This is a genomic window from Akkermansia sp. KLE1798 (assembly GCF_001580195.1).
In the GTDB taxonomy this organism is placed as follows: domain Bacteria; phylum Verrucomicrobiota; class Verrucomicrobiia; order Verrucomicrobiales; family Akkermansiaceae; genus Akkermansia; species Akkermansia biwaensis.
Genome location: NZ_KQ971081.1, coordinates 230,404 through 242,642, shown reverse-complemented (window position 1 = coordinate 242,642; position 12,239 = coordinate 230,404). Strand labels below are relative to the sequence as shown.

9 protein-coding genes are annotated in these 12,239 nt (G+C 57.8%); 2 read left to right on the top strand and 7 right to left on the bottom strand.

Features of this window, described 5'->3' with window-relative positions; translation table 11 throughout:
- Positions 1-174 precede the first annotated feature (174 nt).
- The gene (locus tag HMPREF3039_RS05905; protein ID WP_067571448.1) at positions 175-1,188 is read right to left on the bottom strand and encodes an endonuclease/exonuclease/phosphatase family protein; all 1,014 of its coding nucleotides are present in this window, start codon (positions 1,186-1,188) and stop codon (positions 175-177) included.
- A 120-nt stretch (positions 1,189-1,308) separates the two neighbouring features.
- Between HMPREF3039_RS05905 and HMPREF3039_RS05900 the strand changes: the two genes are divergently transcribed.
- A complete protein-coding gene (locus tag HMPREF3039_RS05900; RefSeq protein ID WP_067571446.1) occupies positions 1,309-1,995 on the top strand; it encodes an RNA polymerase sigma factor in 687 nt (228 codons plus the stop codon).
- A 168-nt stretch (positions 1,996-2,163) separates the two neighbouring features.
- Positions 2,164-3,801: a SpoIIE family protein phosphatase gene (locus HMPREF3039_RS05895; protein ID WP_067571444.1), complete on the top strand. Its 1,638-nt coding sequence runs from the start codon at positions 2,164-2,166 to the stop codon at positions 3,799-3,801.
- Here the strand turns inward: HMPREF3039_RS05895 and HMPREF3039_RS05890 are convergent.
- The 6 genes from HMPREF3039_RS05890 to HMPREF3039_RS05865 all read right to left on the bottom strand — a co-directional run bounded on the left by HMPREF3039_RS05890 (position 3,798) and on the right by HMPREF3039_RS05865 (position 12,103).
- Positions 3,798-4,733, bottom strand: coding sequence for a WD40 repeat domain-containing protein (locus HMPREF3039_RS05890; protein ID WP_197483317.1), 936 nt, complete (start codon positions 4,731-4,733; stop codon positions 3,798-3,800). The two genes, HMPREF3039_RS05895 and HMPREF3039_RS05890, sit on opposite strands and share 4 nt — an antisense overlap.
- A gap of 500 nt (positions 4,734-5,233) precedes the next feature.
- The gene (locus tag HMPREF3039_RS05885) at positions 5,234-6,484 is read right to left on the bottom strand and encodes an MFS transporter (RefSeq protein WP_067571440.1); all 1,251 of its coding nucleotides are present in this window, start codon (positions 6,482-6,484) and stop codon (positions 5,234-5,236) included.
- A 92-nt stretch (positions 6,485-6,576) separates the two neighbouring features.
- Complete coding sequence (locus HMPREF3039_RS05880; protein WP_067981944.1) at positions 6,577-8,517, bottom strand: M60 family metallopeptidase; 1,941 nt, start codon at positions 8,515-8,517, stop codon at positions 6,577-6,579.
- A 116-nt stretch (positions 8,518-8,633) separates the two neighbouring features.
- A complete protein-coding gene (locus HMPREF3039_RS05875; protein ID WP_197483316.1) occupies positions 8,634-9,533 on the bottom strand; it encodes an HAD family hydrolase in 900 nt (299 codons plus the stop codon).
- 10 nt (positions 9,534-9,543) lie between these two features.
- Positions 9,544-10,944: an OmpA family protein gene (locus HMPREF3039_RS05870; protein ID WP_197457889.1), complete on the bottom strand. Its 1,401-nt coding sequence runs from the start codon at positions 10,942-10,944 to the stop codon at positions 9,544-9,546.
- Between the two features lie 46 nt (positions 10,945-10,990).
- Positions 10,991-12,103 (bottom strand): alpha/beta hydrolase family protein, encoded by a 1,113-nt coding sequence (locus HMPREF3039_RS05865; protein WP_067571432.1) that lies wholly within the window; start codon positions 12,101-12,103, stop codon positions 10,991-10,993.
- Positions 12,104-12,239 lie beyond the last annotated feature (136 nt).

Genomic DNA, 12,239 nt, shown 5'->3' with positions numbered 1-12,239 from the left:
CAATAGTCATTTCCTCCATAATATTTAGTTATCAGTTGTTCGACAGTAGTATAACCGTTTACCTACAATTAATTCAATATATCAATAATTCCCCCATATTCAACATTATTCACAATCTAACATATTATGAAGTATCCTGAATAACTCAATGCAAATGAGTATAATGGAATATATCTATCTCAACTCCACCCATATGCCGCGGTGGTCGCTGGCTTGGCGGGAGGGGGGAGTGTCGAGGACGCCCATGGGGGGCTTGCGGCCGAGGCGTTTTTTCAGGGTGTTGTTGATGAAGATATGGTCAAAGGAATGGTAGGTGTCGCCGTCTTCGTAATAGATGGTCCACGTTTCTCCACGGGAATCCCGGGGTTTCAGACGGTTCAGGCGGGAATCCGTTTTCGCCGGTCCCTGGATGACCTGCACGGAACTGTCCACGGGGCCGTCATTGAAATCTCCGTATAACAACAGGGGCATGCCGTCCTGGGAGGCCATGACGCCGTTCAGGTAGTCGCGCAGGGCATAGGCTTCCCTTCTGCGGGTTTCCTCCGCGGAGCCGTCGCGGCTCAGCCGGGATTTCAAATGAACGCCTATGAGGCGGAACTGGCGGGAATCCGGCGTTTTTACGGTGGCGTCCAGAATGCCGCGGAGCATCGTTTTACGCCGTTTGGCTTCTCCCGGTACGGGCATATCCGTCACGGATCGGTTGCTGACAATGGGGTACTTCGACAACAGGGCGAGTCCCCGGTCTTCACCGTCCCGCATGACCAGCACCTTGTGCGGCAGCTGCACACCCTTTCTTTTCAACCGCATTTGCAGGTCGTTCACGGCGGCTTCCCCGCCCATCTCGGACAGGCCCACGATTTCCGCGCCGGATTGCCTGACGAGCTCCGCTATGGCCTCCCGCGCTTCCACGGGCTTGTACTTCACTTGAAAATTGCTTCTCCGCGGGTCTTCCGGCACAAAATAGTTGCCCGCATTCATGGTCAGCATCCTGACGGGCTCCCCCTTCTCCGGAAGGGTGATCTTTTCCGGCGCCATTCCCTGCTCCGCCGCCTGCCGGGATGCGGGTACGGCCTCCATCGTGTCCGGAAGCAGTTTCCATTCCGACAGACCGTAGCCTATCAGCGCGCACAGCACAATCAGGGCCGCGATTACCGAAGATCCCCTGCTCCTGGACGTTTTCCTGATCATATCCGTTTCCCTGAAAGAATTTTTCCCGCAAAAGCGTAGTGAATGAATAACACCGCCGTGAAAATTCCGCTCCCATTACTCGGCTTTCACTTCACTTTCATCCGTAATTCATGATAAAACATGAATGTGCCTCCATTGCAACCCAAGAACGAGTCCCAGCCTGATGAGAATACGCTTTCCCAGTATGCGGAGCATACCAGGAAAAGCCTGATTGCACGTCTGGAAAATTGGGAAGACCAGCGCACCTGGGATGAGTTTTACCGCACATACTGGCGGCTCATTTACTCCGTGGCGCTGAAGGCCGGATTAAGGGAGGACGAAGCCTGGGACGTCGTGCAGGAGACCATTCTTTCCATCGCCAAGCAGAGCAAGAAGAACATCTACAACCCGGAACAGGGCTCTTTCAAGCTCTGGCTCTGGAACATGACCCGCTGGCGCATCAACGACCAGTTCCGCAAACGGAAAAAGGACACGGCCATGCTGATGAATCCTGACGCCGGCGAATCCCAGGAACACCCCATCGACAAAATTCCGGACGAAGGCAAGAACAACTTCGACCAGGTATGGGAGCGGGAATGGCAGAACAACCTTCTGCAGGCCGCGCTGGAACGCGTCAAGGCCAAGGTGTCCCCCAAGCAGTTCCAGATTTTCGACTACTACGTGCTGAGGGAATGGGATGCGGCCAAGGTCCGCAGGCAGCTTGGCGTCACCATCGCCCAGGTGTACCTTGCCAAGCACCGCGTGGGCAGTGTTCTGAAAAAGGAGCTGCAATTCCTCCAGTCCCAGGAGGAAGAACACCGGAAATAGCATTTTCCGCAACGTTCAACGTTTTACGATCCCGGAAGATTTCAGGAAAGCCGTTCGGAAACCTCCCGGCATGTCTTTTCCGGGCCCTCCTTCCGGCCGGGATAAGATTCCCTTATTTTGTCTCTTGCCAAGGGTGCTGTTTTGTCGTTAGATTAGCGGCAACTGCATATGCCGCCCTCACGCAACAGACATTCCGCCCAGAAGGTGTTCACCTGGGACAAGATCAAGATGGCCCTGTCAGCGGCGGAAGAGGGATTCTACATCTGGAATATCAAGACGGGCGTCATCCACTACACGGACCGCTGCCTGACCATGATGGGGGCCAGCCGCAAGGAAAAGGCCCCCAATATTTTCACCCAGCCGGAACTCACCATCCATGAGGAGGACCAGGCCTTTTTCTCCCAGGAGGTGCGCCGGTACCTAGACGGGCATTCCCACATGCCCATGCGCATCGAAATCCGGATGAAGAAGCTCAACTCTAAAAGCTGGAGCTGGGTCCGGGTCAACGGCATCGCTCGCCGGGACAAGCAGCGCCGTCCCGTCATGCTCATAGGCGTCTGGGTCAACATCACCAGGCGCAAGACGGCGGAACTGCGCGCTGCGGAGGACCGGGACCTGTTCCATACCCTGATTGAACACATTCCGGACAGCATTTATTTCAAGAACCGGGAATCGCGCTTCGTTCTGGCCAACTCGGCCACGGCCAACAAGCTGGGCGTCCCCACTCCGGCGGACCTGACCGGACGGACGGACGCCTATTTCTTTGACAAAACCATGTCCGACATTTCCCGGAACGAGGAACTGGACATCATGAAGACCGGCCGCCCCATCCGCGCCCGGCTCCATCATGAGACATGGCTGCACAGGGACGATACCTGGAGCCAGATCAGCAAATTCCCGTGGTATGGCCGCAACGGGGACCTCAAGGGAATCGTGGGCATTTCCAGCGACGTCACCAAACTGGTCAAGACGGAGATCAAGGCGAGGGAAACGGCCCGCATTCTGGAAGAACGGAACAAGTCCCTGGAAAAGGAAATCGACCTGGCCCGTGAAATCCAGTTCGCCCTGCTCCCCTACGAGCTCCCCTCCCGTTCCCGCACGGAACACGGAGTGACCCGGAAGGCGGATTTCCACCACATTTTCACCCCTTCCGAAGGGGTGGCGGGCGACTGGTTCGACGCCTTCCCCGTAGGCGACTCCGGCGTAGGGGCCATCGTCTGCGACGTGATGGGGCACGGCATCCGGGCCGCCTTGATCGCCTCCATGCTCCGGGGCCTGATGGAACAGCTTTCCCACCTGGCGGACAATCCCGCCGCATTCCTCACTTCCCTCAACCACCAGCTTTCCAAAATACTGCAAAGGGCCAACACCACCATGTTCGCCTCCGCCGTTTATATTTACCTGGACCTGGAAACGGGCGTCATGACCGCCTCCACGGCGGGCCACCCGCATCCCATCGTGCTGGGGCCGGACGGAATCGCACGCAAGATGCCCCTGCCCCGCGGCATCGCCATGGGCCTGCTGGATGACGCCGCCTACCAGAATGCCCAGTTTCCCCTCCTTCCGGGTTCACGCATCCTGATGTACACGGACGGCCTGACGGAAGCCGCCAACGCGGAAGGAGAGGAAATGGGAGTGGAACGCCTGATTGATTACTTCAACAATTCCACGGCCAAGACCACCAAGGACTTCGTGCATCAGGCCCTTACCTGCGTAGCCAAATTCACGGGCTGCACCAACCAGGCGGACGACATCTGCATGCTGGGCATCAGCTATTCCGAGCATGAGGAAGAAACCGGGCATTAATTGCCGGACTCTCCGTTTCCGGATATTTTCCAAACCCTCACATTCTCGCCGTCCAGCCAGGCGATCATGGAATCGTCCGCGGAAAAAGCCAGGATTTTTCCCGGAGCTTTCATGGGCGTCCCCGAGGCGAAAGAGACAACTCCTTCAGGCGCCCTGTTTCCACCATGGAAATGCAAATATTTTTCCCCCGGAGAAATCTCCATGTAGAAAATGAAGGGAAACCAGTACACGACATCCCCGGAGGCCCTCTTTTTCTCAATATCCCAGATCAACACTGCCGGTTTGTAATTATACATGGAGCATCCGGAAAACTGCGCCATCACAGCATAACGCCCGTCCCGGGTCACATAAAAAATATCCGGCGGATTATTTGATTCAAAGTCCGCACTCCTCTTCGCCCTAAAAGGATTTTCCAATTTGCCTGAAGTTTCCCTCAATTGGCTGCGCATGGTGGAAACGGGCAAATCCACCTTCCGCATTACCTTGTTTTCGGGATCAAAGCATATTCTGGAAAATGGTTTGACGATGCCGAACATGGAGCCCCAGGGAGAAATCGTCTGCCGGTCAGCCACCCCGGTTTTCTCCAGAATCCGATGATGCTCCAGATCATATATTTCCGCACATTCTCCCATCCTGTCTGCTACAAACACTGCCGAACCGTCTTTACTGAACCGGACGACGTCTACGGAAGCGCCTTTTCTTCTTCCCGGTTTCTTCCAGAGTTCCTTTCCCTGCAACAAATCCCAAACGGCTACATACCCGTCCTGATCAAAAAACGCTGCCTTGCCTCCGTCCGGGGAATACGTGAAAAACTTCCCCTTCTCCGATACGGGACGAAATGACGGACTGATGCCTTCCTCCGTCACTTCATGTACCGTCCAGCCTTTTACACTTCCCCTCCCTAAAAACAGGGAGCCATCCGGACTCAGCAAACCCTGGAAAACCGCTTGCCTTTTATAAGGCCCCTGCGTCTTTCCAAGAAGAGTTCCCGCCACGGCATCCCACACGGTATAAAAATAACCATTCTGCCCCCTGCCCGTTTCCGCCAGAATGCGTGATCCATCGCCGGAAAAAGAAAAACTGTTCCATAAGGAAGGCTCGTCCCATAAAGGGGGGCGAACCAAATCCGCGACTTTCTTTCCCGAAGGAATAGCCCACAGGGAAGGCACGCCCTTTCCGCAAACCAGCAGGCGGCTCCCATCAGGGGAAAAAATGGCACTTCCCGCTCCCTGTTTTCCCACAGAAATGGAACACACCTGCCGCCCCTGCAGCGGCGCAGGTTCCGGAAGGGGCAACTCTGCACCGGACAACCTGCAGCAGGCAATGCCGGCAGCAAGGAACTTCATGAAACAAACTTCCATTATCAACATCTAACAAAACGGAAAAATGCTGGCAATTCATTTTTCAATGACAATGGATAACCCATAATCCTTCATGCTCCTTCCGGGCAGTCATCCGGGGTAAACCTGAAATTGCGCCAGAAAGGCACGCTGAGCATCCAGATGGAGAACAGGGCTTCCAGCCCTCCGGCCATGATGATCGTCGCCTGGACTCCCAGGGAATCCACCACGGCCCCCCAGCCCATGGCGGCCAACGGCTGCACGCCGATCGTGACGATGCTGAAAAGCCCCAGAATGGCGGATTTCCTTTCCGGAGGCGCCAGAAGCTGAACGGCGGAAGAGGAGGTAACAAACAGCGTGGAGGTAGCCAGCCCCGCAAAAAAGAAGCACAGGGCCTGCACCTCCACCACGTTGACAATGCCGGCTACGCAAAGGGCGCTCCCCATCCACAGGGTGCCGGAAGAAAGCTTGGCCCCCACCCTGTCGCTCTTGCGCGCAAAGGGCATTACCAGCAGGATGCTGACCATGGCCCCGGCCCCCACCGCTCCCAGTATCAGTCCGGTATTGCGGGGATTCCCGTGCATCAGGGCCGGAACGATCTGGTAGAGGGACTGCCCGCAAATATTCTGGATCAGGGCGCTGAGCATGATGAACAGCAGGCTGCGGGTGGACAATACCGCCTTGAGACCGGAAACCTTTCTGCCGGAACCGCGCTGCTTTTTCGGCGCGGCGGCTTCGGAAATGCGGCCTTTCAGGGAAACCAGGCAGCCGATCAGCGGAAGACTGGCCAGGACATTGCCGCCGAAAGCGGTGGCCGCCCCCCATTCCGCAATGATATAGCCAGCCAAAGCCGGGCCCACCGCCCTGCATGTATTGAATACCAGGGAATACATCCCCACCGCCTCCTGGAGCTGCTTCCGGGGAATCAGGTCCCCCACAAACGCCTGTTGCGTGGGAAAGCCCACCGTCTGGTTGATGCCCATGACCAGCCCCGCCGCATACAAATGCCACAATTGCAGGGCATCCACAAAAGTCAGAAGAAACAGGACCGCCGCCACCAGCCATTGCACGGATTGCACGATAATCAGCAGCTTGCGGCGGTCAAAGCGGTCGCCCAGTCCGGCCAGCAGCATGCCCCCTAAAAAGAAGGGCAGCGCATTCAGGGCGGCCAGCAAACCCACCGCCGTGGCGGAACCGCCGGAAATGCTGTAAACCAGAATCCCCATGGCTGTAACCTGCAGCCACATTCCGATCAGGGCGCACGCCTGCCCGGACCAGAAAATTTGCAGGTTCTTCACCTGAAGAGGCTTGAAAAAGCCCAGCCAGTCATTCAGCAATTTCATTCAACCCCGGCATCCTAATCCGCGCCGCCGGAACCGTCCAGACGCGAGTATGGCACCGGGGAGAAGCCCGTTTCCAGGCCATTTCCCCTCTTCTATTCATCCCGCGTATAACAGGCGGGATAATCGCCGGAAGGCAGCCAGACAGGCAGGTTTTTCATTTTGGCCCTGGCGTGTTCGGAAACGGGCATGCGCCAGATTTCAAAGAAGGGTCCCATGTTCTTCCCCGTCACCTTGGAAAAGGCGGACATCACCCATTCCCATTTCTTTTCATCGCTCAACTTGCCGTTGTCGTAAGGCTTGTCATGGTATTGCAGGGCCACTTGCCGGAAGGCGTCAAACCCCAGATGGTACATCAGCTCCACCCAGAAGAAGAGCTGCACCTTGTTGGGCGCGTCCTTGTAAGTCTGGCTTCCGGTAAAATATTTCTTTAGTTCGGAGCTCATGCCGTACGGCCCCATGCCCCCGCCCCAGCAGGACTCGTAATTCTTGCCCGTCCCCATGACTTCACAGAGCATGGAGAAAATGTTGACGGAAACTTCCGTCTGCCCCTCCATCGTGAACGGAGGCGCCTGATGGTTGTGCCCCAGTTCATGCCAAAGCCCCCAGCTTCCGGAATTGACGATGGCGCCGCTGGCGATCGAATTCGTCCAGTCGGTCGTCGCCATGGCGGGATAGCCGGAGTGCCCGGCCCCCGCGGAAATCTGCCTGTCCACGACAAAGCGCATGGGATGATGAAGGCGGTCCGGCTTGGTATCCCATCCCATGATCCAATCCTGGAGCGCCATGTTCTTTTGCAGGAATTCCGCCACCTTCTGAACGTCGGGGCAGCGTTTCAACTGCTCCACCGGCATGGTCATCACCAGGCGCGGCATGCGAATTTCCCCCCACGGGGCCTTGCAATTTTCCAACTGAGCCGCCCACTGTTCCGGAGTGGTCACCCCCAAAATGAAGAGAGGCGCCGGAGTGGCTCCGGAAATCTGCACCTTGAAGGTCCGGCCCCTCTTGGAACGCTTGCCCACGTTCACATACACCAGGCCGCCCATCGGATTCACCAGCTTCACGCGTCCCCGGTCCGCCGGAACCTGCACCGTTATTTCCGGAACCCTTCTCCAGGCATCCAGCTTGTGCAGGCTGTCCGTATGGCACCCGATGCGGATTCCGAGAGAACTCTCCTTGGGCGCCCCGGAGAGGGAACATGAAATTTCCGATCCCGGCGGGGCATACAGACCCGTGCTGTGCCAGCCCGTAATGTTGGAATCTATCTCCACCGTGCGCCTCACGAGCGGAGCGCCATCCTCCGGAGCTCCGGGAAAATCCTTTGCCGCCGGGCAGGCCTTCAGGGTGGAAGGCTTGTCGCCCTTCCAGGAACGGCACCTTTCCAGCAGGCCATCCATGCGCTTGTCATCCGTCCCTCTTTTCCACGGTGTACTGCCGGAAGGGAATTCCTCCATGCCCGCCAATTTTTCAGCCTTGTCCCATGACCATGTTTCCAGGGGCTTGTCGGCATCCATCGGTATTTCATCCTTGCAGACGGTGGCGTACACGGAAAGATCCGGCATGGGATTCTTGACGGGCTGCGGAAAGCGCCCCTCGGGTTCCGGCTCTTCCTCCTCGGCGGGTTCTTCCTGCCGGCGCTCCTGTTCCTCCCGCTCACGGCGTTCCAGCTCTTCCCTCCTCCTCTTTTCCTCTTCCTCCCGCTTGGCCTGCTCCTGAAGCTTTTGCGCCGCCTCCCGTTCCAGGACCTCCTTCTTCTTCTTCGCTTCTTCCCTGGCCAGTTCGGCGGCTTCACGCTCCTTCTCCCGGCGTTCCCTTATTTCCTTTTCCCGCTGCTTTCTCTGTTTTTCAGCGGCGGCCTTCATGGCTTTCTCCTTTGCCTGGCGTTCAGCGGTCAACTCCTGCGCCACCCTTTTCTTTTCCTGGTTGTCCTGATACAAATAATATCCGGCGCCGGCGCCGCAAATCAACAGCAACACCAGGAACCATCCTACGGCAGAGCCCCTGCCTGCCTTGCGGGACAACGAAGAAACATGCATGGAATTAGAAATAAAGATTTACATTATTCCTGCATGGGAAAAGGACGTTGTCAACAGGATTCTTTCCGTCCCTTGCACAATATAATGCGCCGCTTCCCAATCCCCGGCAAAGAAGCTCATTCAGTAAGCGGTTCATCCGCACCCCGTTTCCGTTCCGCTGCCTTCAAGACATCCGTCCGCATGCCGAAATGCGGAAGAGCCCCGTTCACCAGGCCGTCCAGAACTCCCATGGTTCGCGCTTGTGGACTGATGTAGCCGGGGCCGGAAGCGACCATGGCCTTCACTTCATCCGCCGCATTGGACGGACAGCAACGGAATGCTTCCGGCAAATTCCTCATGGCGTCCAGGTCATTGTGCCCGTCGCCGAAAATGGCCGCATGAGCATGAGGGATGCCGAACCGGGACGCTACAAAAGCCAGAGCCGTTCCCTTGTTGTAATCCCGGTGGCTGAAACGCAGGTAAGGCCCCGCCCTCTGCGTGACGATTTCCTCGTAAGGAGCCACCGTTCCATGAATCACGCCGGACACGGCATCCAGCCCCCGCGCATCGTTCACCACCAGGGAAAAGGCGTCATGCTGCTGCCTCTGGAGCTCCAGCCCGGAAAACTGCTTTTCCAGATGCTCCATCAGCTCCTCCAGCATGCGGCCATACCGGCTAAACAGGGAATCATGGGCAACCGCACATGCATCGTTCCAGCACACGCCGGGCATCAGGCGGCCTTCCGCATCCGCCAGATGGACGTTGCGTTCCATGGTCACGGTAAAATCCGGGGCAAACGCTTCCGGATCATCCTGAAACATGTCCATCAGGCCCTCCCTCAGGTAAACCGGGTCACGCCCCGTATTGATGCCCCAAAGCACGCCATAGCGTGCCCGGAGCGCACGCATGAGGCGGAAAAAACTGCGGCGCTCCCCGGCAGTACCGCCCAGGGTGAACAGGGTATCGTCAAAATCGAACGAAAAAAGGTACCGGGCCTCTCCGGGCAGCGGAAGTGCCCGGACCGGAAGAAAACGCATCAATTCCATCTCAGGCCAGTCCTCCCTTCATTCCCACAGCGCCGCTCGCTTCCACCACGGGTTCCGCCAGCGGAATGTCGTCTTCCACCGGTTCGGCATTGGGAATATCCTCCTCCACCGGTTCCGCGGACGGGATGGTTTCAGGCACGGGCTCTGCCACGGGAATCCCTTCCTTCTGCGGCTGAGGGCTTGCCGGAGGTTTCACAGCAGGAGCGGCAGGACGGGAGGGCGGAGAGGAAACGGCGGGACGGCCTTCCGCCGCAGCGGGAATCTTCACTTTGGCCCCCACGCCCGCGCGCACCTGGCGGGCAATGGGCGTGTTCATGTCCACGGCATGGGTGACGGGAAGACTGCCGACGGGAATCTCCTCTCCCGGCTTGCGCATGTGGATTTCCACGCGCCGGTTGGCGGCCTGCGCATTCTGGTCCCCCTTGGTGGACACTACGGGGCGGGAAGCCCCGCAAGCCCTGATGTACAGCCTGCATTCCCCGTTGGGCCGCGTCAGTGAAATGCCGTTATCCAGCAGCCACTGGCGCACCGCGTTCGCCCGCATGAGGGAAAGCACGGCGTTATATTCCTCAGAGCCGAAACTGTCCGTGTGCCCCTCCACAATGAAAATCGTGTCCGGATTCTTCATCATCAGCCCCGCAAGCTGGAGCATGCTGAGACGGGCGGAATTCTTCATCACCGCCTTGTTGTACTCAAACAGGAGATCCGCCCCCAGCCTGCTGTACCCGCTGTCCTTCCCCAGATTGGACTGGGCCATCAGCTGGGCCAGGGACTTGCTGCCGTCCGGCAAATGGGAATCGTCCTGGCCGCCTGCGCCCTTCAGCTTGTTATTGTACCATTCATCCGGATTGACCATCTCCGGCTCCGCCGTCTTGACGGTCGCCGGACTGGCGGAAGGCTTCAGCGCTTCCGGAGGGGAAAGCTCCGGAAGCCCCTGGGCAATGGATTTCATGTCCACCAGGGGCATTTGGGGAGAGAGGGATTCCGGAGGGGAGGGAGAAACGGGATCAGCGGAAAAACTGGTTTCTCCCGGTGCAATCACCACCTGTTCCGGAAGCATGTCCTCCAGATCGGGCAGTTCCGGAGGGGGCAGTTCCTTGATCTGCTCAACCACCGGCATTTCAGGAATTTCCGTCACGTCCGGAGCCGGACGGTCGTCCGCCTTCAGAACGATTTTCTCAGGAAGCGGCTTTGAAGCCGGCTCCTCCGCGACAGTCTTGTGGACATGAATCCCCAGGTCGAACCAGCTCAGAACAATAAATCCGAGATAATGCACCAGCAGCGCCGCCAGAACGCCTCCCACGGCCACAGCCGCCAAATGGCGCGGCGCAGGCAGAATGAAACGGCTGCGCCTGCGGCGGTTTTCGCGGAGTTCTCCGCTGTTGTCCTGATATTCACTCACGGGATATTCACTATGCTGCACCATGAAACAAAACGGGGAGCACGGCTCATCTGCCGGACGGCGCCGCAACCGTCACGGGAAAACGGTAGGATTCATTCATCAGCACCCTGGGCATGGGCATGCGGGTATTGTCATGAATCCACTCCGCAATGCCAGCCTGCAGCTCGTCATCCCCATCATACACGTTGACTTTATAGGTTTTCTCAAATTTCTCACCCTTCTTTCCTTCAATGACATGGAGGAAGGTCCGTTCCTTCGTTCCGTAGGGCTCCCCTTCCCGGATGGATTCATAAAGCTGCTTCTTGTCGTTCTTCAGGGAATCGTAAATGCTCAGCGAATCCTCCAGAGTGGAAAAAAAATACTGGTTGGTGCAGACGACCATGGCCGGATAATCCAGCTTCAGGGCATAATCCACCGGAGCCACGTCAAACGTGCTGAAATCCGCGCGCCACGCCACCCCGGCATCCATGAGCCAGAAAGCGGGATAGCACAGCGGTTTCCCCCACTCCTGCTCCATCTCCCGCATCGCCACCGTCTTCAAGGAGGGGAAGCAGTCCATGGACACCATGCAGCGGATGCGGGGGTCTTCGGAAGCGGCCTTCAACAGCACGGCCGCCCCGAACCCCTGCCCCACGGCGGCCACGGGCGGCAAACCTCCTGTTTTCTCCCCCACGGCGTCAAGCAGGGCGGTAACGTCGGCATACTCCTTCAATCCGTACGTGCAGTATGGCCGCGCATTGTCCCTACCGCGGGGATTCCAGACCAGGCAGGAATATCCGGCTCCGGTCAGGCCTTCCGCCAGGGGAAGGGAACCCTGCACGCCGTTGTCCCAGGAAGTGCAAATCACCACCAGTTCCGGCTTTTCATCCAGATGCGGCATGTTGCCCCGCAGCTTCAGGGCGTCCCTCACGCGGTTCTGGCGCGGCGTCAGCGCGCCAGACAGGCGGGGGCGCACCAGATAGCCGGAAATCGCCGTACCGTCGGCGGAAACGGCTTCCACAGGCTCCATAATCATGGACTCTCCGGAAGCGGGAACAGAACTTTCCGCCGCCCCTACCGGAACCAGCAGCGGCGTGGAGGCGTACCAGGAAAACCACACCAGCCCGGCTACCGCAACAAGCACGAGCAGGAAGAATAGTTGAACAAGACGCTTGAACATGAAAAAGGAAGCACCCGGAAAATTGTTGACGGGAAAACTTTTATCCCATCCAGACTACGTTGACAACCACCAACTTCTATCAGGAGATTCCCGGGAACCCGCAAAATGCGGCATCTCCGGCATTTCCGGAGGCGTG

Bases quoted from the DNA above. Each gene is read 5' to 3' on its own strand.
- HMPREF3039_RS05865 (WP_067571432.1), bottom strand. From the start codon at position 12,103: ATGTTCAAGCGTCTTGTTCAACTATTCTTCCTGCTCGTGCTTGTTGCG.
- HMPREF3039_RS05905 (WP_067571448.1), bottom strand. From the start codon at position 1,188: ATGATCAGGAAAACGTCCAGGAGCAGGGGATCTTCGGTAATCGCGGCC.
- HMPREF3039_RS05880 (WP_067981944.1), bottom strand. From the start codon at position 8,517: ATGCATGTTTCTTCGTTGTCCCGCAAGGCAGGCAGGGGCTCTGCCGTA.
- HMPREF3039_RS05875 (WP_197483316.1), bottom strand. From the start codon at position 9,533: ATGCGTTTTCTTCCGGTCCGGGCACTTCCGCTGCCCGGAGAGGCCCGG.
- HMPREF3039_RS05885 (WP_067571440.1), bottom strand. From the start codon at position 6,484: ATGAAATTGCTGAATGACTGGCTGGGCTTTTTCAAGCCTCTTCAGGTG.
- HMPREF3039_RS05900 (WP_067571446.1), top strand. From the start codon at position 1,309: ATGAATGTGCCTCCATTGCAACCCAAGAACGAGTCCCAGCCTGATGAG.
- HMPREF3039_RS05895 (WP_067571444.1), top strand. From the start codon at position 2,164: ATGCCGCCCTCACGCAACAGACATTCCGCCCAGAAGGTGTTCACCTGG.